General features: G+C 70.7%; 20 protein-coding genes. 8 read left to right on the top strand and 12 right to left on the bottom strand.

Annotated features, from left to right (window positions below; all coding sequences use genetic code 11):
* The first annotated feature begins 16 nt into the window (after positions 1-16).
* Positions 17-1,162, top strand: a complete 1,146-nt coding sequence (locus ABZX85_RS34060) for an acyl-CoA dehydrogenase family protein (protein ID WP_355877361.1) — start codon at positions 17-19, stop codon at positions 1,160-1,162.
* Positions 1,159-2,208, top strand: a complete 1,050-nt coding sequence (locus ABZX85_RS34055) for a Zn-dependent alcohol dehydrogenase (RefSeq protein WP_355877359.1) — start codon at positions 1,159-1,161, stop codon at positions 2,206-2,208. Before ABZX85_RS34060 ends, ABZX85_RS34055 begins: the two co-directional genes overlap by 4 nt.
* Before the next feature lie 18 nt (positions 2,209-2,226).
* Here ABZX85_RS34055 and ABZX85_RS34050 read toward each other — a convergent pair whose 3' ends face one another.
* Positions 2,227-3,210 carry a helix-turn-helix domain-containing protein gene (locus ABZX85_RS34050; RefSeq protein ID WP_355877556.1) on the bottom strand — a complete coding sequence of 328 codons (984 nt, stop codon included), beginning with the start codon at positions 3,208-3,210 and terminating at the stop codon, positions 2,227-2,229.
* A gap of 386 nt (positions 3,211-3,596) precedes the next feature.
* Here ABZX85_RS34050 and ABZX85_RS34045 point away from each other — a divergent pair, with 386 nt between their 5' ends.
* Positions 3,597-4,907, top strand: coding sequence for an MFS transporter (locus ABZX85_RS34045; protein WP_355877356.1), 1,311 nt, complete (start codon positions 3,597-3,599; stop codon positions 4,905-4,907).
* A gap of 28 nt (positions 4,908-4,935) precedes the next feature.
* Here the strand turns inward: ABZX85_RS34045 and ABZX85_RS34040 are convergent, their stop codons facing one another.
* Both ABZX85_RS34040 and ABZX85_RS34035 read right to left on the bottom strand, forming a co-directional pair.
* Positions 4,936-6,450: an ATP-binding protein gene (locus ABZX85_RS34040; RefSeq protein ID WP_355877353.1), complete on the bottom strand. Its 1,515-nt coding sequence runs from the start codon at positions 6,448-6,450 to the stop codon at positions 4,936-4,938.
* Between the two features lie 62 nt (positions 6,451-6,512).
* Complete coding sequence (locus tag ABZX85_RS34035; protein WP_355877350.1) at positions 6,513-6,689, bottom strand: hypothetical protein; 177 nt, start codon at positions 6,687-6,689, stop codon at positions 6,513-6,515.
* Positions 6,690-6,891: 202 nt separating this feature from the next.
* On the opposite strand from ABZX85_RS34035, the gene pglX reads away from it, so the two are divergent.
* Entirely contained in the window at positions 6,892-10,359 is a 3,468-nt protein-coding gene (pglX, locus tag ABZX85_RS34030) for a BREX-2 system adenine-specific DNA-methyltransferase PglX (protein ID WP_355877347.1), read from the top strand.
* Here pglX and ABZX85_RS34025 read toward each other — a convergent pair.
* Positions 10,356-10,964, bottom strand: a complete 609-nt coding sequence (locus ABZX85_RS34025; RefSeq protein WP_355877344.1) for a flavin reductase family protein — start codon at positions 10,962-10,964, stop codon at positions 10,356-10,358. The two genes, pglX and ABZX85_RS34025, sit on opposite strands and share 4 nt — an antisense overlap.
* An 82-nt stretch (positions 10,965-11,046) precedes the next feature.
* Here ABZX85_RS34025 and ABZX85_RS34020 point away from each other — a divergent pair, with 82 nt between their 5' ends.
* Positions 11,047-12,030, top strand: a complete 984-nt coding sequence (locus ABZX85_RS34020; RefSeq protein ID WP_355877341.1) for a hypothetical protein — start codon at positions 11,047-11,049, stop codon at positions 12,028-12,030.
* Between the two features lie 27 nt (positions 12,031-12,057).
* Here the strand turns inward: ABZX85_RS34020 and ABZX85_RS34015 are convergent, their stop codons facing one another.
* The 6 genes from ABZX85_RS34015 to ABZX85_RS33990 form a co-directional block, all read right to left on the bottom strand.
* Positions 12,058-12,798, bottom strand: coding sequence for an enoyl-CoA hydratase-related protein (locus ABZX85_RS34015; RefSeq protein ID WP_355877553.1), 741 nt, complete (start codon positions 12,796-12,798; stop codon positions 12,058-12,060).
* A gap of 71 nt (positions 12,799-12,869) precedes the next feature.
* Entirely contained in the window at positions 12,870-15,095 is a 2,226-nt protein-coding gene (locus tag ABZX85_RS34010) for an acetate--CoA ligase family protein (RefSeq protein WP_355877338.1), read from the bottom strand.
* Positions 15,096-15,216: 121 nt separating this feature from the next.
* Complete coding sequence (locus ABZX85_RS34005) at positions 15,217-16,077, bottom strand: GNAT family N-acetyltransferase (protein WP_355877335.1); 861 nt, start codon at positions 16,075-16,077, stop codon at positions 15,217-15,219.
* Positions 16,074-16,667 carry a GNAT family N-acetyltransferase gene (locus tag ABZX85_RS34000; RefSeq protein ID WP_355877332.1) on the bottom strand — a complete coding sequence of 198 codons (594 nt, stop codon included), beginning with the start codon at positions 16,665-16,667 and terminating at the stop codon, positions 16,074-16,076. The genes ABZX85_RS34005 and ABZX85_RS34000 overlap by 4 nt, the downstream gene beginning before the upstream one ends.
* Before the next feature lie 131 nt (positions 16,668-16,798).
* Positions 16,799-17,212 carry a Zn-ribbon domain-containing OB-fold protein gene (locus ABZX85_RS33995; RefSeq protein WP_355877329.1) on the bottom strand — a complete coding sequence of 138 codons (414 nt, stop codon included), beginning with the start codon at positions 17,210-17,212 and terminating at the stop codon, positions 16,799-16,801.
* Between the two features lie 2 nt (positions 17,213-17,214).
* Entirely contained in the window at positions 17,215-17,661 is a 447-nt protein-coding gene (locus ABZX85_RS33990) for a DoxX family membrane protein (protein ID WP_355877326.1), read from the bottom strand.
* A gap of 296 nt (positions 17,662-17,957) precedes the next feature.
* Between ABZX85_RS33990 and ABZX85_RS33985 the strand changes: the two genes are divergently transcribed.
* The 3 genes from ABZX85_RS33985 (at position 17,958) to ABZX85_RS33975 (ending at position 22,647) form a co-directional block, all read left to right on the top strand.
* Positions 17,958-19,598 (top strand): subtype B tannase, encoded by a 1,641-nt coding sequence (locus tag ABZX85_RS33985; RefSeq protein WP_355877323.1) that lies wholly within the window; start codon positions 17,958-17,960, stop codon positions 19,596-19,598.
* Between the two features lie 190 nt (positions 19,599-19,788).
* The gene (locus ABZX85_RS33980; protein ID WP_355877320.1) at positions 19,789-20,985 is read left to right on the top strand and encodes an NAD(P)/FAD-dependent oxidoreductase; all 1,197 of its coding nucleotides are present in this window, start codon (positions 19,789-19,791) and stop codon (positions 20,983-20,985) included.
* Between the two features lie 174 nt (positions 20,986-21,159).
* Positions 21,160-22,647: an FAD-dependent oxidoreductase gene (locus ABZX85_RS33975; protein WP_355877317.1), complete on the top strand. Its 1,488-nt coding sequence runs from the start codon at positions 21,160-21,162 to the stop codon at positions 22,645-22,647.
* Positions 22,648-22,677: 30 nt separating this feature from the next.
* Here ABZX85_RS33975 and ABZX85_RS33970 read toward each other — a convergent pair whose 3' ends face one another.
* Together ABZX85_RS33970 and ABZX85_RS33965 are read right to left on the bottom strand one after the other, a co-directional pair.
* A complete protein-coding gene (locus ABZX85_RS33970; protein ID WP_355877314.1) occupies positions 22,678-23,346 on the bottom strand; it encodes a pyridoxal 5'-phosphate synthase in 669 nt (222 codons plus the stop codon).
* Between the two features lie 82 nt (positions 23,347-23,428).
* Positions 23,429-24,466, bottom strand: coding sequence for an expansin EXLX1 family cellulose-binding protein (locus tag ABZX85_RS33965; RefSeq protein ID WP_355877311.1), 1,038 nt, complete (start codon positions 24,464-24,466; stop codon positions 23,429-23,431).
* Between the last annotated feature and the right edge of the window lie 207 nt (positions 24,467-24,673).

The raw sequence follows: 24,673 nt of genomic DNA, 5'->3' as shown, positions 1-24,673 counted from the left end.
CGGGAAGGGAGGGGTTGTGGATTTCGATTTCGGTGCCGACGACGAGGGATTCCGTACCGAGGTGCGCGCCTGGCTCGCGGCGCGGGTCCCCTCGGCCGGTGACCGGCGCTCCTGGGAGCGTGCGCTGGGAGCCGCCGGATGGATCGGGATCGGCTGGGGCGAGGAGGGGTACGGCAACCGCGCCGAGCCCCTGACGCGGCAGGTCGTGTGGGCCGAGGAGTACGCGCGCTCGGGCGCCCCCGCGCGGTCCGGGCACATAGGGGAGAACCTCCTCGCGCCGACGCTCCTGGCGCACGGGAACGCCGCGCAGAAAGCCAGATTCCTGCCGCCGATAGCCGCCGGCGACGAATTGTGGTGCCAGGGCTACAGCGAACCCGGCGCGGGCTCCGACCTCGCGGGGATACGCACGAGAGCGCGCCGGTGCCCCGGCGGATACCGGATCACCGGCCAGAAGATCTGGACGTCCCTGGCGCGGGACGCCGACTGGTGTTTCGTCCTCACCCGGAGCGACCCGGAATCGGCCCGGCACAAAGGGCTCTCTTTCCTGCTCGTCCCCATGGACCAGCCGGGCCTGATCGACGTACGGCCCATTCGGCAGCTCACCGGCACCAGCGAGTTCAACGAGGTGTTCTTCGACGGGGCGTTCGCCGCCGAGGAACACCGCGTCGGGGCCGAGGGCGACGGCTGGCGGGTCGCGATGGGCCTGCTCGGCTTCGAGCGGGGCGTCTCCACGCTGGCCCAGCAGATCGGGTTCGCCGAGGAGCTGGGGCGGGTGCTGGCGGCTGCGGAGGCGTCCGGGGCCGCGCGGGACCCGGTCGTGCGCGAACGGCTCGTGCGGGCCTGGGCCGAGCTGCGGGTCATGCGGTGGAACGCGCTGCGGACCCTGGGCGGCGCGCAGGAGCCGGGGGCGACGAGCGTCGCGAAGCTGCTGTGGGGCGGCTGGCATCAGCGGCTGGGGGAGCTGGCGCTGCTGGCGCGGGGCGCCGGGGCGGCGGTCGGGCCCGGGGCGTGGACGCCGGATGCGCCGTACGAACTGGACGAGGGACAGCGGGACGCGCTGTTCTCCCGGGCCGACACGATCTACGGCGGTTCGGACGAAATGCAGCGCACGATCATCGCCGAGCGGGTGCTCGGCCTTCCCAGAGAGCGGGTCGTCCGATGAGAGGTGTGGTGTTCGACGGGAGCCGGGTCGAGGTCGTCCGGGACCTCGACGTACGGGAACCGGGCCCCGGGGAGGTGCTGGTCGCGATCTCCGCCGCCGGGCTGTGCCACAGCGACCTGTCGGTCGTCGACGGCACGATCCCGTTCCCCGCCCCGGTCGTCCTCGGGCACGAGGGCGCGGGGGTCGTCGAGGCCGTCGGCGCCGGGGTGGCGCACGTGGCCCCCGGCGACCACGTCGCCCTCTCCACGCTCGCCAACTGCGGGGCCTGCGCGGAGTGCGACCGGGGCCGGCCGACGATGTGCCGGCACTCCATAGACCGCCCCAAGCGTCCCTTCACGCGCGCGGGCGCGCCGGTCCACCAGTTCGCCGCGAACTCGGCGTTCGCCGAACGGACCGTCGTCAAGGCCGTCCAGGCGGTCCGCATCCCGAAGGACGTGCCCCTGACGTCCGCCTCGCTGCTGGGCTGCGGCGTCCTGACCGGCGTGGGCGCCGCGCTGAACCGCGCGCGGATCGACCGGGGCGACACCGTCGTCGTCATCGGCACCGGCGGCATCGGCCTCAACGTCCTCCAGGGCGCCCGCATCGCCGGCGCCCTGCGGATCGTCGCGGTGGACGCGAACCCCGCGAAGGAGGCGGCGGCCCTGCTGTTCGGCGCGACCGACTTCCTCACCTCGACGGACACCGTCCGCGAACTCCTCCCCACCGGCGCCGACCACGTCTTCGAATGCGTCGGCAACGTCCACCTCGTCCGCGCGGCCATCGACCTCCTCGACCGCCACGGCCAGGCCATCCTCCTCGGCACCCCGCCCCCCACCGCCGAAGCGTCCTTCCCCGTCACCTCCCTCTTCCTCGACAAGTCCGTCCTCGGCTGCCGCTACGGCTCCTCCCGCCCCCAACGCGACATCCCCCTCTACACCGACCTCTACCTCTCCGGCCGCCTCCTCCTCGACGAACTCGTCACCCAGACCTACCCGATCGAGGACTTCGAGAAGGCCCGGGAGGACGCGGAGGCGGGGCGGGTGGCTCGGGCGGTGCTGACGTTCTGAGTTGTCCACCGGAGGCGTTCAGTGCACGGCGGAGTCGTGGTCGTCCCTCGTTCCGCCCCGGAACGTGCGGCGGTAGGCCGAGGGGGTGACGCCCAGGGCGGTCTGTAGGTGCTGGCGCATGGACTGGGCGGTGCCGAAGCCGGCGGCGTGGGCGATGCGGTCGATGGAGAGGTCGGTGGATTCGAGGAGGTGACGGGCGTGTTCGACGCGTTGGGAGGTGAGCCACTGGCCGGGGCTGACGCCGGACTCCTCGCGGAAGCGGCGGGTGAAGGTGCGGACGGACATGGACTCCTGGGCGGCCATGTCGCGCAGCTGGATCGGCTCGTGGAGGCGGGCCAGCGCCCAGGCGCGGGCGGCGGTGGTGCCGGCCTGGCGGGCGTCGGGGACGGGGCGCTCGATGTACTGCGCCTGGCCGCCGTCGCGGTGCGGGGGGACGACGGTGCGGCGGGCGACCTCGTTGGCGACGGCGGCCCCGTGGTCGCGGCGCACGATGTGCAGGCACAGGTCGATCCCGGCGGCGACACCGGCCGAGGTGAGGATGTCGCCGTCGTCGATGAACAGGACGTTCGGGTCGACGTCCACCTTCGGGAAGAGGTGCTGGAGACGGGCGGCGTCGGCCCAGTGGGTCGTCGCGGGGCGCCCGTCGAGACGCCCGGCGGCGGCCAGGACGTACACGCCCGTGCAGATCGACGCGAGCCGCGTGCCCGGTCTGATCAGCGCCAGCGCGGATTCCAGCTCCGGGGTGAGGACGCCGTCCTCGAAGACCGGCCCCAGCTCGTACGAGGCCGGGACGATCACGGTGTCGGCCTCTGCCAGTGCCTCGGGGCCGTACTCGACCATGATCGAGAAGTCGGCGTCCGTCCGGACCGGGCCGGGCGGGCGGACCGAGCAGGTGATGACGTCGTACAGGTGGCGGCCCAGCGTGTCCTTGGGGCGGCCGAAGATGCGGTGGGGGATGCCGAGTTCGAAGGGGAGGATGCCGTCGAGGGCGAGGACGACCACGCGGTGGGGGCGGTGGGGGTGGTCGTCGGGGTGGGGCGAGGGGTGGTCGGTGGTGTGGCGGGTGGCGGGTTCGGCGGTGTGGTGGGTGGCGGGTACGCCGTTCTGCCGCGAGGGGTGTTCGGTGGTCTGGCGTGGGGGTTGTTCGTCGGCCCGGTTCGCGTCCCGCCCGCTGACCCGGTTCGCGCCCTGCTCGGCGCCCCGGCCCGCGCCCCGGTTCGCGTCCCGCTCGCCGCCCCGGCCCGCGCCCCGTTCGTCGGCCCGGCCCGCAGTCTGTTCGCCGCCCCGGCTCATCGCCCGTTCACTTTCCCGGCTCATGGCCCGATCCTAGCGAACCGTGTCCTTCGGGCCAGTCGATGGCGGGAGGCGGATGGCCGAAGCTGAGTGGCGTGACCCAGACAACCGATACGCCGGCAGCCGAGAGCGCCGGGCAGGGGCAGGCGCCGCGCGGGAGACGGCGTGTGCACCGCGCCTGGTTCGTGGCCGCCGTCACCTTCGTCACGATCATCGGCGCGGCGGCCTTCCGCTCCCTGCCGGGCCTCCTGATCGACCCCCTCCACGACGAGTTCGGCTGGTCGCGCGGCACGATCGCCGCCGCCGTCTCCGTCAACCTCGCGCTGTACGGGCTCACCGCCCCGTTCGCGGCGGCCCTCATGGACCGCTTCGGCATCCGCCGCGTCGTCGCCGTCGCGCTGACCGTCATAGCGATCGGCTCCGGGCTCACCGTATGGATGACGGCGGCCTGGCAACTGATGCTGTACTGGGGCCTGTTGGTCGGTCTCGGCTCCGGCTCGATGGCGCTGGCGTTCGCCGCGACCGTCACGAACCGCTGGTTCACCGAGCGGCGCGGCCTCGTCAGCGGCATCCTCACCGCCGCGTCCGCCTCCGGCCAGCTGATCTTCCTGCCGGTGCTGTCGTGGATGGTCACCCGCTACGACTGGCGTCCGGCGGCGGTGACCGTCGCCCTCGCAGCCCTGACCGTCGTCCCCTTCGTCTGGCTCCTGCTGCGCGACCACCCCGCCGACGTGGGCCTCAAGCCGTACGGCGCGAAGGAGTTCGTCGAGAAGCCGCCGCCCGTCACGGGGGCCGCGAGGCGTGCCGTGACCGTGCTGTTCAAGGCGGCCCGCACCGGCCCGTTCTGGCTGCTCGCCGGCACCTTCGCGATCTGCGGCGCGTCCACGAACGGCCTGATCCAGACCCACTTCGTACCCGCCGCGCACGACCACGGCATGCCGATCACGGCCGCCGCGTCCCTCCTCGCGGTGATCGGCGTCTTCGATGTCGTCGGCACGATCGCCTCCGGCTGGTTCACCGACCGCTTCGAGGCGCGCCGCCTGCTCGCCGTCTACTACGCCCTGCGCGGCATCTCGCTGCTCTTCCTCCCGATGCTGCTCGCCGCGACCGTCCACCCGCCGATGATCTTCTTCATCGTCTTCTACGGCCTCGACTGGGTCGCCACCGTCCCACCCACCCTCGCGCTCTGCCGTGAGCACTACGGCGACGACTCCGCGATCGTCTTCGGCTGGGTCCTCGCGTCCCACCAGATCGGCGCGGCCGTCGTCGCCTTCCTCGGCGGCCTCGCCCGTGACGTCTTCGGCTCGTACGACGTCGTCTGGTACGCGTCGGGAGCGCTGTGCGCGGCGGCGGCGCTGATGGCGTTGGTGATTCGGCGGCGGCCGGTGGGGGTGGCTGCGGTGTGAGGGTGGGTGGGGCCTGAACCTCGTCGTGTCAAAGCAGGAAGCCGGCCGGTGCCGCCCTCCCGTACAACTCATCAAGACCGATCAGCAGTACTCCGCCCTTGGCTGCTTCGGCCCGCAGTGCGTCGCTGAAACCTGCCGCGCTGAAGCACGCCACCCCACAGCGTGAGGTGTCCATGCTGCGCGCGGCGAGCAGTTCCTTCGCGCGGTTCAGGCGATCAAGATGGGAAAGCCCCATGACTGTGCCCCACTTGACCTCGCCCAGCAGAGCGACCGAAGAACGCTGTCCACCAGATCCTTGTTCGACGACAGCCACATCGATCTGGAACTGACGCCGCTCCTTGGGATCGGTCACGACACCACCGCCTACCTCGCCCAAGGACGTATTGAGCAACGAGCGTCCGGGGCCGAGGATGTACTCCCGGCAGACTGCCTCGAAGTGCGGGCCCGCCACTTGGGCCGCGAAGCGTTCAGCAGCCTGTGCCCATACCTCCGACGACTGGCCGCCTTCCAGCCGGGCCCAGGCGGGACGCATGACGGCCTCGTAGAAATTGATCAGTGGTTCGGTGATGCGGTACTGCGACTTACCGGTCCGGAAGACATCGGCCTCCCGTACGAGCAGGTGGCTGTCCTCAAGGACGTTGAGCGGATGCGAGATGTCCACGGACTTCCGTCCGATGTAGTTCGCGATGCCTCCCCGCGTCGAGTTGCCATGGGCCACAGCGGCCAGCACTGAGTGGTACAGCGCCGTGTCCCGGATGTCTGCCTCCTCGGCCAGCAGATAGCGCGCCTCCCGGAACAGCGGGCTGAACGGAGAGAGCACCGTACGGCAGATCCAGTCGTCGAAGTCATGCAGGTCGGCGGGGACGTCGTCCGCCAGGAACTGTCGTCGGTAGGCCGGTGTCCCGCCGAGAACCGAGTGCAGTCTGACGGCGAGTGCCGGATCGGCCGCCACCTCCCAGAAGTCGGCTGCCGCGCGATAGCCGAAGGGGCGTACGACGAGTTCGAGCTGAGCCCGGCCGCGCAGCGGTGCGTTGCTGGCCAGCAGCCCTCCCATCACCGACATGGCCGAGCCGCACAGCAGCAGCCGCATGCGGCTCTCCTCGCCCTGGAAACGGTCGATCAGACGCTGGACGAGAGACGGCAGCTCTGGGGCGGCCTTCACCAGATAGGGGAACTCGTCGATGACGACGAGAGCAGGGCCGTCGCCGCGCTGCCCGCCGGGAGCGGCCAGCCCGAAGAGGTAGGACATGGCGTCGTCCCAGGTGGCGAAGGAGAAGGCCACCGGGGAGCCCGCGTACTCGGCCAGCGCCGCGCTGAACTGGCGGAGGGATTCCGCCTCGGTCGCGTCCGTGGCCGCGAAGTAGAAACCGTCGTACTGCTCCACGAGCGCTCGCAGCAGATACGTCTTGCCCATGCGCCGTCGGCCACTGACGACTCCCAGGGACGCGTGGGGGAGGGGCCGACTGACGAACGAGGTGAGCGCGTTCCATTCGGGTGCGCGGTCGAAGACGCGGGACGGCTTGGTCGGCTTCGGCTTCTGCACGGTTGCTCCTGGGCGAAATTCGTTAGAGGTATACATCTTAGGGGTGTGGTCCTAGTGATGCGCTAGGTCAGGAAAGCGACGACGAGGAGCCCCACGGTTGCTACGGCGGTGAACGCGCTCCCTCCGGCGCCGAGGGCGCTTCTGACGCGCTCGCCGGCGGGCTGATCGCGCCCGGCTTCCCAGAAGACGGCGGCCATGATCGCGGCTGCCACCACAGCGCCGAGCAGGATGATCGCCACCCATACCCCCTTCCCCCTGCCGCCCATGTGAACAGCCCACCCCTTCTGCCGGGAACACTCCGAACCATGAGAGGAGCGTAGCCGCCAGGTTCAGCACTCTCAACTATTTAGGGGTCGACCAAGTGTCGACCTACAATCCACTCGCTGAAAATTTCGCCTCGTGGAATTTCAGCGGCATCACACGACGACCGAGAAGAGGCCCATGCCCGTTGACAACGGCCTCCTGGCCGAGGATCTGCGTCGGCTGGCCGTCCGTATGCGCTCCGACCTGGCCGCACGGACCTCCGTGGAACCCATGGCGGGGCAGCTCCGTGAGGAGTACGAGTCCGCCGTAGCCCTTCGCGCGACCGCGAGTACATGGGGGTCGTGGCTGGACGACCGGGTCTCCAGGACGGCGGCGGCCTGGATTCTCGCCACCGTGCTCATCCGGTTCTGTGAGGACAACGACCTTCTCGACATCGGACTGATCGAGGACGGGCCGGCCGGCGACCCGGTCGTCGATGTCGTCGACCGGTTGTGTACGCATCCTGCCCTGTCCGCCGTGTTCGGGGGGAGCGTTCGCACGTTGTGGCAGTTGCGCCCCGGCCGGGAAGCCCGTGTCGACCTGCTCGCCTTCTGGCGACGTCGGACCGAGGACGGCACTCTCGTGCACGACTTCACCGACTCCGCTCGAGACGCGGCGTTCTTGGCGGACCTGCCCGTGATGCTCGACGAGAACGCGATGCGGTCTCACGGCCAGGTCCGGACACCGGGGTTCGTCGTCGAGTTCATCCAGGACCTCGTCCTCGAACCGGCCTTGGACGATCATGGAGCCGACCTGCCGGGGTTGCTCGGCTTCAGGTTCGTCGATCCCGCCTGCGGGACCGGAGAGTTCCTCATCGGCGCCTATCGCCGACTCATGCGCAGGTGGTCCGAGTTCGGGCCGGACATGAGTTCCTGGCAGCGGGCGGCACGGTCACTGCGTTCCGTGCACGGCTGCGACATCGACCCGTGCGCCGTGCTCGTCGCACGGTTCCGTCTGCTGATGGCTGCGCTGAACGACACCGGCGACAAGCAGCGTCTCGACGACGTCCCGGATCTCCAGATCGTCGTGGCCTCGGGGGACTCACTGTTGTCCGGCTGCTCGGGCGCGGGCACTTTTGACGCCGATGCCGATGGCAGAAGTTCCTTGACCGGGCACAGGTTTCTCGAACGCGGTTCGTATCACGCGGTGACGACCAATCCGCCGTACGTGTCCGTCAAGGACAAGGCCCTCTTCGCTGCCTACCGCGACGCGTACGAGAGTTGTGGCGGCGTCTACCCACTCTCCGTGCCGTTCACCGAACTTGCGTTCCGCCTGGTGGTGCAGGGCAAGAGCGCGGGCAGGGCCGGCTTGCTGACGTCCAATGCCTTCATGAAGCGTGAGTTCGGCAGGAACCTCGTCGAATGTTTCCTTCCGACGGTGGAGATCTCCCACGTCATCGACACGTCAGGGGCCTACATTCCCGGGCACGGCACTCCGACCGCCATTCTGATCGGCCGGGGGCGTGTCCCCGATCCCGCTACGCCCGTGCATGTCGTCGTGAGTCTCCGTGGCGAACCCGCGATGCCCGAGGAACCCGCCGAGGGCCTGGTGTGGAAGGCGTTGTCCGCCTTGGCGACCGGGACCGGGGCACACAGCGCCTGGGCGGAGGCGTCCCTTCAGAGCCGGGCACGGCTGAGTGTCTTCCCCTGGACCCTGACTCCGACGGCCGCCTTGGAGGTCATGCGACGCATGGAGACGGGGCAACGTCTCAAACATCGCGTGGCCCGTATCGGATACGCCGCCAGTACCGGATCCGACGACGTTTTCTGCGCCCCCGCCGACGTCTTGCGGCGTTCTGGCGTCGAGGAAAGCGCTACGGTCCCGGTCCTCACGGGATCCGAGGTGCGGGACTGGACGACGAACCCCGCACTCCTGGCGTTCTTTCCCCGCTCCGGACCGAACCTCGAACCTGTCGAGCTGAACCGGCTCCAGGGGTATCACCGACGCCTGTGGCCTTACCGGACCATGCTGCGTGCGAGGCCCGGTGCGAAGAAGACGGCTCCTTGGTACGACTGGCACCAGATCGCCTCCGACAGAGGGCCGCACGACTGGTCGGTCGTCTTCCCCTGGGTGGCCACACATCCTCACTTCAGCCTGCTTCGTGACCGCCGTGTGGTCCCGCTCAACTCCGCACCGGAGATCAGGCTGGAGGCGGACGCGTCCGAGGAGTCCTGCTTCGAGCTCCTCGGGGCCCTCAACAGTTCGGCAGTGTCCTTCTGGCTCAAACAGATGAGTCAGAGCAAAGGACAGCCGCGGACGGACCAACTGCGCGGCGGCGAGGTCTGGGAGAAGATCTACGAGTTCACCTCGACCAGGCTTCTGGACCTGCCGCTTCCCCGAAACCTCTCTGCGGAGAAGGCGGAACGGCTGGACCGTCTGGCAGCGGAGTCCCAGGCGATCCTGGCAGAGATCGCGAATCCGGACGTCGGCCTCACTGCCGCGTTCCTTGCGGAGGCTCGGAGCCGGTGGCAGGCCCTGAGGTCGCAGCTGATCGCTGTGCAGGAAGAACTCGACTGGGAGATGTACGTTCGGTACGGCCTGATCGCCGACGACGGTGAATTGACCTCCTCAGGGAGCGTGCCCGGTATCGCCTTGGGCGAACGGTCCTTCGAGATCGTGCTCGCCAGGAGTACCGCGACCGGAGAGACGGACACTTTGTGGTTCGACCGGCACGCGTCGGCCCCGCGGACCGAGATCCCTGAGCACTGGCCCTCCGGGTACGGCGACCTGGTGGCACGTCGGGTGGAGGCGATCCAGGAGAACGGGCTGCTCGAACTGCTGGAGCGACCCGAGTACAAGCGTCGTTGGGCGACGCCGGGGTGGGATGCGCTGCTCCACGACATCGTTCGGGACCGGCTGCTCGGCCTCTGTGAGTCCACCTGGCTCTGGTACGAACCCTCGGCCTCGGAGCGACGTCCCGCTGCCCGGTCCCTTCGGCAACTCGCCGAACTGCTGTCGCGCAGCGAGGATTTCCTACGGTTGGCGGAAATTCACTCGCCGGGCTCCACCATTACCGAACTTCTGATGGGGCTGCTGACCGACGAACACGTTCCCCTCGCCGGACCGCTTCGGTACAAGGCGGCTGGGATCGACAAGCGGCTGCGGTGGGAGAAGTCGTGGGATGCGCAACGCCGGGACGACGAACAAGGGATCGCCGAGAAAGAGGTCCGCCATAGCCATATTGTTCCACCCCGCTATGCGCCCAGCGATTTTCTCAGGCTTTCCTACTGGCGGCAGCGCGGGAAGTTCGACGTCCCGAGCGAGCGTTTTGTGTCGTTTCCCTTGGTCACCGGCCCGCTTTCGCCCGCGACAGTGCTCGGCTGGGCCGGCTGGAGTGGGCCGGAACGTGCGCTGGCCGTACTGGATCTGCTCGACGTTGACTCCCTCACACGCCGTCCTGAGCATGCGCTTCCGCTGCTCAGCGCATTGGCGGAAGCGTTGTCACAGGCTGCGGAACCTGCGGGCGAGCCGGTTCGGACGCCGGACAGGGCGCTTCTGTTGGGCGCCTTCTACGACCATGTCGCTCGTCTCGGCCTGTCGGTGCAGGAGGTCCGCGAATGGCGACCGCCCGCTCCCAAGAGGGGCAGGCCGCGGCGCGACGCCTAGCCGGAGACGAACCGCCCCCGATGGAACAGCAGCGGCCCGCTCTCCCCGTTCGTCGCCCCCAACGCGTCCACCCGCCCCACGACGATCAGATGGTCGCCCCCCGTGTGCACCGCCTGGACCGTGCAGTCCACCCACGCGAGCGTGCCGGTGAGGCGGGGCGAGCCGGTGACGGGAGCGGCGTCGTACGGCACGCCGGCGAACTTGTCCGTGCCGCTGCGGGCGAAGGCGCGGCACAGGTCGGACTGGCCCTCGGCGAGGACGTTCACGCAGAAGACGCCCGCGCGGGCGATCCGGGGCCAGGTCGTGGACGTCCGGGCGACCATGAAGACGATCAGGGGAGGGTCGAGGGAGAGGGACGAGAACGACTGGCAGGCGAACCCAGCGGGGGCCGCTCCTTCCGTGAGCGCCGGTGCCGTGACAACGGTCACCCCGCTCGCGAAGTTCCCGAGCACCTGCCGGAACACCGCCTGATCGACCGGCACGCACTCGTCGTCCCGCACACACCGCAGTTCCGGGCGCGGTCCCGGCGGCCCCACGGCCGCCCCGCCGCCCGGCAGGGCCCTCAGATAGCGGACTGCGGCAGCCGCAGCGCCTGCGTGTCCCATCACCCTCCCATTGAAGCTGACGGGTCGTCAGGTGGGAAGGGGTGGTGAACACTCCTTCGCACACCCCGCATACGCTCCCCCCATGGGGTGGGGGACCTTCCGGGCGGTCCGGCTGAGCTGGACGCCTTCCGACACGCACGTGGCCGCCGCGACAGCGGCCGGGCAGCTACCGGCCGCCCTCGTCCTGTGGACGGCCGCCTTCTCCGGCGAGGACGACTACGGGATTCCCCCTAATACCCTCGCCTGGTTCTTCCCCCTGCTCCTGGCCCCGTTGTGGGTCCCACTCACCGGCCTGCTGCAAGCGGCCCTGCTGAGCCGCCCGGCCGGCTCCCTCGCCGCCCTCGCGACCCTTAAGGGACACCGCCCGGCCTGGGCGTGGTACCTGGGAGCTACGGGGGTGATGAGCGCGCTGTGGGCGGCACTCGCGACCTGGCGACTCGCCGCCCCCTTCCTCCCCACGGCGGCCACCCTGACCGCTCTCGGCACCCTGCCCACACTCGCGGTACTGGCCGTACGCCGACGGGGCCGGGGCCGGGGCCGGAGCCAGGGCCGAGAGCGGGATCGGGATCGGGATCGACGACCCTGGTCCGCCTGGGGCGTGTGGTGGCGCTCAGTCCCCGCCTCGATCGCCCTGTTCGCCGTAGCTCTCACGGGGGAGTCCGTGGCCGAGTCGGCAGGTCTACTCCCTGAGTACGACCCACCCCGGCTCTCCGCCGACCGGCTCACCGGCGTCTGGCACGGCCCACGCGGCGCGGAGCTGCGGCTGAGCCCGGGAGGCGGCGCCGAGGCGAAGTCCGTCCCCGCCCAACGGGCCGACGGGGACCGGTCCGCCGAGCAGATCTACGACGTCTGCACCGCCACCGGCACCTGGTTCCTCGACACCGAGGGCCGCTACGACCGGCTGTCCGGCGAGGGCCCCGGGGAACGGGACGGGGCGGTCGTACGACTTGAGGGGTGCGGGTCGGACACCTACTGGGTGATCGGGGGTACGACGGACTCGCCCGAGCTGTTCGTGCTGTTCGGCGACCCCGACGCGGGCGACGTACGCATCCTCAGGCCCTTCTGACGCGCACCGCGGGCCCGCCCGCCGTCCTCACCGCCCCCGGAACTCCGGACCCCGGCGCTCCACGAACGCCCGCAGCCCTTCCCGCGCGTCCTCGGTCGTCATGTTGATCTCCTGCGCGGCGGCCTCGGCGGCGAACGCGGTGGCCCGGTCGGAGTCGAGGGACGCGTTGACGAGCTGCTTGGTGAGGGCGAGGGACCGGGTGGGACCGACGGCCAGCCGGGCCGCCCACTCCTGCGCGGTCTTCGCCAACTCCCCGTCCGCGACGACCCTGTTGACCAGCCCCAGCCGCTCGGCCTCCGAAGCCGACAGCGAATCCCCGAAGAACATCAGCTCCTTGGCGCGGTGCGCCCCGATCAGCCGGGGCAGCAGATAGGCGCCCCCGCCGTCCGGCACGAGCCCCCGCCGCACGAACACCTCGATGAAACGGGCCGATTCGGCGGCGAGCACCAGATCACAGGCGAGGGCGAGATGCGCCCCAAGCCCCGCCGCCGTCCCGTTCACCGCCGCGATCACCGGCTTCTCGCAGTCCAGCACGGCCCCGACGAGCCGCTGCGCACCCACCCGAAGCGTGCGGGCCACATCCCCGGGCAGCACCCCCCGCCCGGCCCCGCCCCGCAGATCCGCCCCCGCGCAGAACCCCCGTCCCGTACCGGTCAGCACGACGACCCGTACGCCGGGGTCGGCCGACGCCGCCTCCAACATCCTGATGACCGCGTCCCGTTGGGCCGGGGCGAGGGCGTTGAGGGCCTCGGGCCGGTTGAGGGTGATCCGGGTGACGCCGTGGTCGTCGGTGGAGTGGAGGAGGGGCGCGTCGGAGCCGGCGCCGGTCACCGGGCCGCTCACCGGCACACCGCCAGCGCGTCCAACGCCACCGCCCCCTGCCCCCGGGGCAGCACGATCAGCGGATTGATGTCCAACTCCGCGATGTCGTCGACGAGTTCGAGCGACATCCGCTGCACCCGCAGCACGACCTCCACCAGCGCGTCCAGATCGGCCGGCGGACGCCCCCGCACCCCGTCCAGCAGCGCCCGCCCCCGCAGATCCGTCAGCATGTCCCGCGCCTGCGTCTCCCCGAAGGGCGGCACGCGTACGGCGGTGTCGTGCAGGACCTCGACCAGCACCCCGCCGAGCCCGACGGTCACGGTCGGCCCGAACAGCGCGTCGTGACTGATGCCGACGACCATCTCCACGCCCTGCTCGACCATCTGGCAGACCAGGACCCCGTCCAGCGCGACGTTCTCGTACCGGGCGATGTCGGTCAACTCGCGGTAGGCGTCGCGGACCTGGCTCGCGGAGGTGAGCCCGATCTTCACCAGGCCCAGCTCCGTCTTGTGGGCGATGTCCGCGCCGGACGCCTTCATCACGACCGGATAGCCGACGAGGCTCGCCGCCCGTACGGCCCCCGCCGCGCTGGTCACCAACTGCTCGCGCGGTACCCGTATCCCGTACGCGCGCAGCAGTTGCTTGGCCGCGTGCTCGCTCAACTGCTGTCCGGGCCGCATCAGTTCACGGGCCTTGCGGAAGGAGGGCGAGGGGGTGCGGGGGGCCTGGTCGAAGGGGGAGCGGTAGTCGCGGGTGAAGCGGTGATGGTCGAGGTAGGACTTCACGGCCTTCAGGCAGTTGGGGACCGTCCGGAACGTCGCGACCCGCCGTGAGCCCAACAGCACCTCGCGGTACGCCTGTTCGGTGCCGACCGGCGAACCCCACACCACGCACACCAGCTTGTCCGTCTGCTCGGCCGCCGCCACCAGGTCCTCGACGAGGCGGTCGCTGAGCGGCGGGAACGGCCCGGTGATCGGGCAGATGAGGACCCCTACGGACGGATCGGCGAGGATTGTGTCGATGATCTTCCGGCCCCGGTGGTCGCCGACCGGATGCCCCCCGTTGTCGACCGGGTTCGCGACGCTGAGGAACTCCGGTATCCACTGGTGGAGTTCGGCCTGTTTGGCGGCGGACAGGGTGGGCAGCCGCAGTCCGGCCGCCGTCGCGAGGTCGGCGGCGTGCGCACCGGTCCCGCCGGAGATCGCGTAGACGGCGACCCCGTCCGCGACGGGCGGTTTCGCGCGGGCCAACAGGGTTGCCGTGTCCTGGAGTTCGTCGAGCGCGTCGACGCGGATCACGCCGTACTGGCGCATCGCGGCGTCCACCACGTCGTCCGCGCCGGTGAGTTTGCCGGTGTGGGAGGCCGCCGTGCGGGCGCCGGTCTCGGTGCGGCCGACCTTCACCGCGACGACGGGCACCTTGCGGCGGGCGGCGCGGTCGGCGGCGAGCAGGAACGCGCGGCCGTCCTTGAGGCCCTCGACGTAGCAGGCGATGGCGCCGGTCTCGGGCCGCTCGGCGAAGTACGAGATGAAGTCGGCGGTTTCGAGGTCGGCCTCGTTCCCGGTGGGCGCCCAGTGGGAGAGCCGGACGCCCAACTCCTGGAGGGAGAAGACCGGTCGGCCCTGGTGACCGGACTGGGTGATGAGGGCGATCGCCGGTCCGTCGAGGTCGTCGCGGAACTCCTCGAACGCGTTGAGGTTGGTGTTCGGGCCGAGCAGCCGAAGTCCCGCGCGTTCGACGGCGGTTGCCAGCCTCGCCTGGGCGGCGGCCCCCTCCTCGCCGGTCTCGGCGAAGCCGGACGCGAAGGCGACCGCGAACTTCACCTTGGTCTCGGCGAGTTGCTCGATCACCGGCAGCGGGTCGGACACCAACAGCACGGCCAGGTCGACCTGTTCGGGCAGTTCGGCGACCGTCGCGACACACGGGATGCCGAAGACGGCGGGACGGGTGGGGTGCACCGGGTGCAGCCGGGCCCCCACCCGTTTCGACCAGGCCAGCAACTGCCTGGTGATCCCGGTGTTCGGCCGCCCCTCGGCGTCCGAGGCGCCGACGACCGCGACCGACTCCGGCCGGAAGAAGCGCTCCAGGTCGGGCACGTCCGCGTACAACGGCCGTCCGCTGACGTCCATGCCGTCCACATCGGCCGGACGGCCGTGCACCGCGGGGCCGGGCTGTTCGCCGCACGCGATGACCCGGGCCCTGCGGGAGTCGGTGGTGAGGGTGCCGTGGGTTGATCCAAGCATCGGTCCGCCCGTCTCCTGGGACAAGGTCTGACTTAGCTGACGCACTGTCAGATTACAGAACTGATGGTGTGTCAGGAATGGTGGTGCGGTGAAAGCTTGGCGAGGACCCGGGCCGGTCCGCTCAGTCCTGGAACTCGTACACGGTGAAGTCCTGGACCGGCCGGTAACCGATCCGCTGATACAGCGCGTTGCTCGTCGGATTCCCCAAGTCCGTGAAGAGCAACACCTCTTGGGCGCCGGACGCGCGGGCCCGGCGGCTCGCCTCGGCGGTGGCGGCACCCGCGTAGCCCCGGGCGCGGTGCTCGGGCGGGGTGTAGACCGTGACGATCCGGATCTGGCCCGCGACCTGGTCGGTGGCGCTCGCCATCGAGACGGGGGTGCCGTCCGGGGTCTCCCAGACCGTGAAGGAGCCGGCGGCGATGCGGGCGGTCAGCAGGGAGTCGGCGATGGGGCGGGGGTTGCCGACGTCCGCCGTGAAGGCGTCGTTCCACGCCCTGAGCCAGGCGTGGTCCGCCGGACCGGCGACCCGGGCACGGCCCGGCGGGACCGGCTCGGGGGGCGTCAACTCCCCGAGCTGATAGAGGCGTTCGTGCCGGTACACGGTCGCGGTGGCGTTCGTCGCGCGCCGCCACCCCGCCGCGAACGCCTCCGCCGTCCGGTCGTCCGCGGTGACCCCGGGCAGCGGGTGCCGGTGACGCAGGAGTGCCTCGACGAGGGACTCGGTCCGGTCCGGGGTGAGCCGGGTGACGTTCAGGGAGAAGGGCGGGGTGTGGAAGAAGGCTGCCTCCACCTTCCCGTCGGCGCCGGTCAGGGTGCCGAAGAGGGGCGGTTGGTCGCCGTACATCGTGGTGCCCTGGTTGCGCAGGTTCTCGGTCACGGTGAGCGGGACCGTGTGGTGGACGGGGCTGGAGTGCAGGAACAGGGTCGCCGTGGCCAGGAATTCGGTGAGGTCGGTGGTCAACTGCCAGTGTTCGTCGGTCATTCGGGTTCCCCGTTCGGGTCAGGGTCGGTGGACAGGCGGGCGTGCAGGTGCATGTCGCGGAAGGCGTCGTGCCGGCCCGCCGCGAACGTGGCGCCGCGGAGGGTCCCCTCGTAGCGGAAACCGCAGCGCTCGGCGATGCGACAGGAGACGCCGTGGCCGTCGGCGTGGTCCAACTCCAGCCGGTGCAGGCCGAATTCACCGAGGGCCCAGCGGGATACGACGTCGAGGGCGCCGGTGGCGACTCCCCGGCCCCGCGCCTCGGGCAGCACCCAGTAGCCGACGCGCGCGGACCGCATGACCCGGTTCACGGCGTTGAGGCCGACCTGCCCCAGCGTCTCCCCCGTCCCGGCGTCGGTGACGCGGAACGGTGTCCCGGTGCCCTGAGCGGCCCCCTCGACCTTCGACCGCAGGTGCGCGCGGGCCGTGTCGAGGTCGGTGACCGGCATCAGCGGGGTGTTCCACCGCCGGAACTCGTCGTCCGACTGCCCGCGCAGCCAGGCGTCCACGTCAGCCTCCGAGCCGGGGTCCCAGAGGCGCAGGGTGAGACCGTGGCCGTGCAGGAGGGGCGGAGAGGTGTTCGAGTGGGCCATACCGTCATTGAAACGGGGTCCCTCCGGAGAGGCACCTCATTTGATCTACGCCTCGCGGGCTACCTCTCGCGGGCTACCTCTCGGGAGCTACCTCCTGAGAGGTACGGGCCATCCCCTAGGTGCCGTGTGCGTCAGGTACCGTGCGGCCCGAACACCGGCACACCCTCCCGGAACACCACCGCCAGTTCCATCCCCGGATGCAACTCCCCGGCCGTGCACCCCACGATCTCTGTCATCATCCGCGGCCCTTCCTCCAGCTCCACGACCGCCGCGACATAGGGCACCCGGCCCCGGAAGGGCGGGAGGTCGTTGCGGTGGACCGTCGACCACGTGTAGAGGCTCGCCCGCCCGCTCGCCTCCTCCCAGACGACGTCCTCGCTCCAGCAGTGGGGGCAGAACTCGCGGGGGTAGTGGTGGGGCCGGGAACAGGCCGTGCAGCGCCGGATCAGCAGACGGCCCCGGGCGGCGGCGTCCCAGTAGGGGAGGGTGAAGGCGTCGGCCTCGGGTATGTCGTACCTCTGAGGGACCCCTGAAGGCTCCGGCACGGTCAGAACCACCCCAGCGCGCTGTCCACCGACCAGCTCTGCCAGGACATCCCGAACAGCCCGACCACCGACATCAGCCCCATCATCGAGTTCTGCCCCTGCTCGGCCCAGTCGTGGATCATCAGGACGAAGTAGAGGGCGTTCAGCAGCAGCCCGCCGACCAGGGCGACCGGGGTGAGGAAGCCGAGGATCAGCCCGAGCCCGAGGGCGAGTTCGGCGTAGGCGACGACGTACGCCATGAGGCGGGGCCGGGGTGTGACGGTCGCCGCGAACCCGCCGCGGACCGCCTGCCAGCGGTGCTTCGCGGCGATGTCCGCCGCCCAGCGGATGCCGCCGCCCTGGAACCAGGTCTTCTTGTCCTTGTGCCGCCAGCTCTCCAGCCACCACAGCCCGAGCCCGATCCGCAGCACCGCCAGCCACTCGGCGCCGTCGAGCCAGATCGTGTCCATGGGACTCCCTGCGAGGTCGGGCGAACGGGGCCGCGAATCTGACGGTACGTCAGTTCTAGGGCCGGGTCCGGGGTTTGGCAAGGGAGAGGAACCCTGCCGGGATGTCTCAGTGCTGCGTCCCGGTGCTGTGCCCCCGCTGTGAAGCTGTGCGTCCCCCGTGAATGGCGGCCATATTGTTGACGATTTTGTCGGGCGCGGATTACGTTCGTTCGCGAGAGCAAGGCCGCGGGTCGACAGCAGGGGCCGCGGCCCGGAGCCGGACGAGAGGCAGCGCCGTGAAGCACAGGTCAGGGTCAGTGAAGCGCAGGACGGTCGTGCTGGGGATCGGCGCGACCGCCGGTGCGGCGGCCGTCGGCGGCATCGCCCTCACCGCACGGGCGGACGACTCGACCACGTCCCCCTCGGGAGGGACGGGCTCCAGTGGCTCCCTGGTATTCGACCCCGAGGGCTACACGAAGCTCACCACCACGGTCACGGACACCGCGGGCGACGAGCACGCCGTGACGTACCACTTCTGGAAGGCGATCACCTATGTCGCCGAACCGGTCGACGCGACGTACCAGAGCCTGAACGTGAGCGTTCCCGTCGAGATCGACGGCGTGGCGGTCGACGCGCGCAACGCGCCGATCCTGCTCGCCAACTCGGTCGGCGGCTACATGCCCTCGTCCGTCGCGGACGCGACCGGCATCGGGGGCGGCGGCATGACCCCCGGCGGAGGCGGCGCCCCGAGCGGCGCGCCCACCGGCGGCACGACCGGCGGTGATACGGCCACCGGCAGCGCGGCACCGACCGCGCCCGGCGCGAACGGGAACACCAACGCCACCGGCGGCGCCCTCGCCTCCAACCAACTCCTCGCGCTGGCCGCCGGGTTCGTGGTCGTCGAGCCCGGCGCGCGCGGCCGTACGCTCAAGAACTCGGCCGGGGAGTACTACGGGGTGGCGCCCGCGGCGATCGTCGACCTCAAGGCGGCCGTGCGGTACGTACGCGCCAACAAGGGCCGGATTCCCGGCGATACGGAGCGGATCGTGTCGGCCGGGACCAGCGCGGGCGGCGCGCTCTCCGCCCTGCTCGGCGCGTCCGGCGACAGCCCGCTCTACGACAGGCTCCTCAGGGAACTCGGCGCGGCCGACGCGAGCGACGCGATCTTCGCGACCGGCGCCTGGTGCCCGATCACCGACCTGGAGCACGCGGACGGCGCGTACGAGTGGAACTGGGGGGACAACGCGACGAGTTCGGGAGCGAAGGTCGACCAGACGGTGTCGAAGGCGCTGCGCGGGCAGTTCGCCGAGTACCAGGCGGCCCTGAAGCTGAAGGGGCTCGGCGGGTTCGGGGCGCTCAACGCCCGTAACTACGACGAGTACTTGGTGCGCCAGTACCTGGAGCCGTCCGCCACGGCCTACCTCACCGCCCTGTCCGACTCGGCCCGCGCCACCTACCTCGCCGCGAACACCTTCATCACCTGGAAGAACGGCCGGGCCACGTTCTCCTGGGCGGACTTCCTCACCCACGTCGGAGCGCGCAAGAAGTCGGTGCCGGCCTTCGACGCGTTCGACCTGTCGGCCGGGGAGAACAACCTCTTCGGCAAGGGCACCACGCTCTCCCGCCACTTCACGGCCTTCGGCGCCAAGAACGACACAACGGGCCTGACGAGCAAGCGCGTTGCGAGCGACCTCCCCGAGACGCTGCGCCTGATGAACCCGATGACCTTCCTCACCGGCAAGGCCAACCCGGCACGCAGCAAGCACTGGTGGATCAGGCTCGGCACCAAGGACTCCGACACCTCGCACACGGTCTCCGCGAACCTCGCCGCCGCCGCGAACGGCCTGGGCGACGAGGTCAGCCACACGTACTACTGGGACGAGGGCCACGGCGCGAACACCGACCCCGGTGACTTCATCGCCTGGATCGCGAGGATCTCGGGCCACAAGGCCAGGTAGTACCCGTCATACCCGTAGTACCCCCGAGATCCGCGGCCCCCGAGATCGTGGTGACCGGCGCTTCCCGTCATGCGGCGCCGGTCACCACCCGCATTCCCGTTGCACTTCTCTTTACATCCGTGATCAATCCGCAACCAATTCCGGTCTTGACCGATACCCATCAACCCGTCGCGTGATTACGCTCGCGACTATGGCACAGCCCAGCGAATCCACAGCGCCGATACAGTCCCGGCACACCGCCCCCACCCCGGCCGACCGTCCCGTCTACATCATCGGGGCCGGTCCGGGCGGACTCGCCGCGGCGTACGCGCTGAAGGAGAAGGGGATTCGGGCGGTCGTGCTGGAGAAGGCCGACCGGATCGGGGACTCCTGGCGCCGCCATTACGACCGTCTGCATCTGCACACGACCCGGCGGCTCTCGGCCCTGCCGGGGCTGCCGATGCCGCGCAGGTTCGGCCGCTGGGTGGCCCGCGCGGACGTCGTCCGCTACCTGGAGAAGTACGTCGAGCACCACGAACTCGACATCGTCACGAGCGTCGAGGTCTCCGGCGTCGAGCGCGCCCCCGACGGCACCGGCTGGCTCCTGAGAGCCACGGGCGGACGCGAGCTGACCGGCTCCGCGGTGATCGTCGCGACCGGCTACAACCACACCCCGTACCTCCCGGGATGGACCGGACGTGAGAGCTACACCGGCCCGCTGACGCACGCCGTCGAGTACCGCAACGGCGCCCGGTACAAGGGCAAGGACGTCCTCGTCGTCGGCGTCGGCAACACGGGCGCCGAGATCGCCGTGGACCTGGTCGAGAACGGCGCGGCCCGGGTGCTGCTCGCGGTGCGGACGGTCCCGCACATCGTGCGCCGCTCCACGGCCGGCTGGGCGGCGCAGTACACCGGCATCCTCGTCCGCCGCCTGCCCGCCGCCGTCGTGGACCGACTCGCCCGCCCCATGGCCCGGTTGAGCATCCCCGACCTCGCCGAGCACGGGCTGCCCCGCCCCGACACCGGGCTCTACAGCCGGGCCAAGCAGGGGGCGATCCCCGTGCAGGACGTCGGGCTGATCAGCGCGATCCGCAAGGGGAAGGTCGAAGTCGTCGGTGCCGTCGAGGGGTTCGAGGAGGGGGAGGTGCTGCTGGCCGGCGGAGAGCGGGTGCGGGTGGACGCCGTCGTCGCCGCGACCGGCTACTCCCGGGCGCTGGAAGGGCTCGTCGGGCATCTCGACGTGCTGGACGAGAGCGGGCGGCCGGTGGTGAACGGGGCGCGGACGCCGAAGAACGCGGCCGGGCTGTACTTCACCGGGTTCGTCACGCCGATCAGCGGCACGTTCCGCGAGGTGGGGCTGGACGCGGAGCGGATCGCCAAGCGGATCGCCCGCGACCGGCGAGCGTAGGCGGCCTCAACTCGTTGCAGTAGTACGGCTGTTGTACAAGTGTCGGATGTGGCGGCCGTTGCGGTGCCCGGGCTCTGTTGACCGTCGCCCCCGATCACCACAATGTGCGGGCAGAACGTGAGCACTGTTCAACTTTTCCGCACCGTCTTTTCTGCACCGTCCCGGAGGCCGTACGTGGCAAGCGAAAGACAGTTCTCCCGCCGCAAGTTGATCGGTGGCGCGGGCGCCCTCACCCTGGCCGCGACGACGGCCGGTACGACGTCCGCGTCGGCCGCGACCGCCACCCGTGACGTGGACGTCGCGATCGTCGGCGCCGGACTCGCCGGGCTGACGGCGGCCCGCGACCTGGCGGCGGCCGGAAAGTCCGTCGTCGTCCTGGAGGCCCGCGACCGAGTGGGCGGCCGGGTGCTGAACCTGTCCCTCGCGAACGGCGGAATCACCGAAGGCGGCGGGGAGTTCATCGGCCCGACGCAGACCCGCATGAAGGCGCTCGCCGACTCCCTCGGCGTCGAGACCTTCGCGACCTACAACACCGGCAACAACCTCCTGTACAAGGACGGCAAGAAGACCCCGTACGCCACCGACGGGGCCCTCGGCTCGGTGCCGCCCGTCGACCTCGCCGGACTCGCCAACGCGGCCATCGTGCAAGCCTCGTTGAACGACATGGCCAAGCAGGTACCGGTCGACGCCCCCTGGACCGCGCCCAAGGCCGACGAATGGGACCGCCAGACCTTCGAGACCTGGCTGCGCGCCAACGCGGTCGTCCCGTCCGCCAAGTTCCTTCTGGACGTGGCCTGTACGTCGATCTTCTCCGCCGAACCGCGCGAACTCTCCCTGCTCTTCGTCCTGTACTACATCGCGGGCGCCGGTGACGCGAACAACCCCGGCACCCTGGAGCGGCTCACCGAAACCGCCAAGGGTGCCCAGGAGTTGAGGTTCGTCGGCGGCTCACAGCTCGTGCCGGTCAAGCTGGCCGCGACCCTCGGCGACCGCGTCGTCCTGAACGCGCCGGTCCGCTCGATCACCAAGTCCGGTTCCCGGTACGTCGTTTCGGCGGACGGCACGACCGTCACCGCGTCCCGCGTCGTCGTCGCCGTCCCCCCGCCGCTGGCCGCCCGCATCACCTACGACCCCCTGATGCCCGCCGCCCGCGACCAGCTCACCCAGCGGCTGCCGATGGCCTCGGTCGCCAAGGCGATCGCGATCTACGACACGCCCTTCTGGCGGGCCGACGGACTGAACGGCCAGGTCGTCAGCGACAGCGGCGTGATCAGCTCGACGTTCGACAACTCCCCGCCCGACGCCTCCTTCGGCGCCCTCATGGGCTTCATCGAGGCCGACAAGGCGCGGCAGTTGGACGCGGCGAGCGAGGCCGAGGTGCGGACTGCGGTCCTCAAGGACTTCACCACCTACTTCGGCGCCAAGGCCGCCACCCCGACCTCCTTCGCCCTGCACCGCTGGAACAACGAGCAGTACACGCGCGGCGGCCCCGTCTCCATCGCCGCGCCGGGCGTACTCACCCAGTACGGAAGGTCGTTGCGCACCCCGGTCGGCGGTATCCACTGGGCCGGGACGGAGACGTCCGTGTACTGGATGGGCTTCATGGACGGGGCCGTGCGGTCGGGCGAACGGGTCGCGAGGGAAGTCCTGGCCGCACTTTGACGGACTGTCAGGCCGGGAGTGAGGGGCAACTCACGGCCACAGCAGGACTTTCTCCCAACTCCCCTCGCCCCGCCGGTACTCCAGCCGTACATGCCTGCGCCGCTCGTCGCCCTGGAAGAACTCCACGGCGTCCGGCGCGAGCCGGTACAGCGTCCAGGTCGGGGCGGGGGCAGCCGGATCGGCCACCGCACGCTCCCACGCCTCCTCGGAGGCGGCGGCCAAGTCGCCGACGGACGGCAGGACTTCGCTCTGCCGTCCGGTGAGCGCGGCGGCCAGGGCGCCCGTCGAGCGGGCGTGCAGATCCGCCTGCGACTCCGTGTCCGGGGCCGACGTCACCCGGCCCCGGACACGGACCTGACGGCCGAGCGACGGCCAGTAGAAGGCGAGCGCCGCGTACGGCCGTACCGCCAGCTGCCGGCCCTTCCGGCTCGTCGCGTGCGAGGCGAACGACCAGCCGTGCCGTTCGTCGGCGCCGTGCAGCATGACGATCCGTACGTCCGGCAGGCCGTCCTCGCCGGCCGTCGCCAGCGACACGGTGTGCGGCTCGCGCTCACCCGCGGCCACCGCCTCGGCGAACCAGGCCGCGAACAGAGGCAGAGGCGACGCGGGAGCGCCGTCCGGGTCGAACGCCGGGAGGCTGGTGGCCTCGGGCGCCCAGACCCGGAGGGTACGCAGCAGGCTGGGGAGATCACTGGTCATGCCCCGATTATCGAACGGACCCCGTACGACCCCTAGGGGAGCCGCCAAGCCGCTCGACCACCCGGCCGCTCGCCCCCGCCGCTCACCGCTGCCGGAACTGCACGCCCGTCCCCTGCACGACGTTCGCCTTCACCGCGATCCCGTCCACGACGAGCTGCTCGCCGTAGATGTCGGTGATCCGCAGCGACCCACCGCACCCGGTGCCCTGCTCGGACAGGAAGTAGTTGTACTCGGTCCGCTCCAGCCGCACCCACGAACCCCCGCTCCGCACCTCCAGCCGGGCCACGGGATTCCGGTGCCCGAGGACCTGAATCCCGCACCAGTACTGCGTCGACCCCGTCTTGTACCGCACCGACACGTTCCCCTCGACCCCCGGGCTGACCAGGCTCCACGAGACCGGAATCCGCCCGGCCGACAACGCCGCCAGCTTCGCGAACGCCTGCCTGCTCAGGTCGAGTTGCCCCGGCTGACAGGGCGCCGGGCACTCGTTGGTGATCCGTACGGTGATGGCGGCGCCGCCCGCGCTGACCCGCACGTACGCCCCGCACGCCTTGGACGTCTCGTAGTCGGCGGTGTTCATCGCGGCCGTCATGGTGTCGCCGGTGGGCCCGAAGGAACAGGCGCCGTCGCCGTCGCCGATGTCGTACGACGTGGCGACGCCCTGGTACGTCCGGCCGGGCTCGATACGGCCGGCGAGCGGGGCGTCGCCGCTGCCGGCGGCGGCGACGGTGCCTGAACCCGAACCGCCCGAGCCGCTCGAACCGCTCCCGGCCTGCGCGCGGACCGGCGGTGCGGTGCTGGACGTGGGGGAGGGCTTCGCGGCGGGGGCGGACCCGGAGGAGGGCGAGGGAGACCCCGTAGTACTCGGGGTGGGGGATACGGAAGTACTAGGGGACGGGCTACCGGAGGGGTACGGGGACTCGCCCGCCTGCTCCTCGACGACCGACCCCGCACCGGCGCGCGCCTTCGCGTCGTCCCCGTCACCCCCGTAGTACCCGCCACCGGGCCGGAAGGCGACCACCAGCGAGACCACCAGGGCGACGCCCGCCACGGCGAGCACGGATATGAGGACGCCGGGCCGGCGCCGGGGCCGGCTGCGGCGGTGCGATGAGGTTGCCACGCGTAGTCCTTACGTCGGGTGGGGCTGCTCATCAGTGGTCACGGACCCCGGAAAGGTTGCCGGGCCGATCGTATGCATGTCCGCCCGCCGCAGGGGACCGTACGGGGGATTGACCGGAAGACACATAATTATGCCTTTCTGGTTAATTAAATCCCGATGGTAAGAGATAGCGACTGTGATGGGAGTTTTCGCTGGTCGGGCGAGAGG

It is taken from the genome of Streptomyces sp. NPDC004539, assembly GCF_040610055.1.
Lineage (GTDB): Bacteria > Actinomycetota > Actinomycetes > Streptomycetales > Streptomycetaceae > Streptomyces.
The sequence above is the reverse complement of the archived record's forward strand: the minus strand, read 5'-3'. Positions and strand labels throughout refer to the sequence as shown.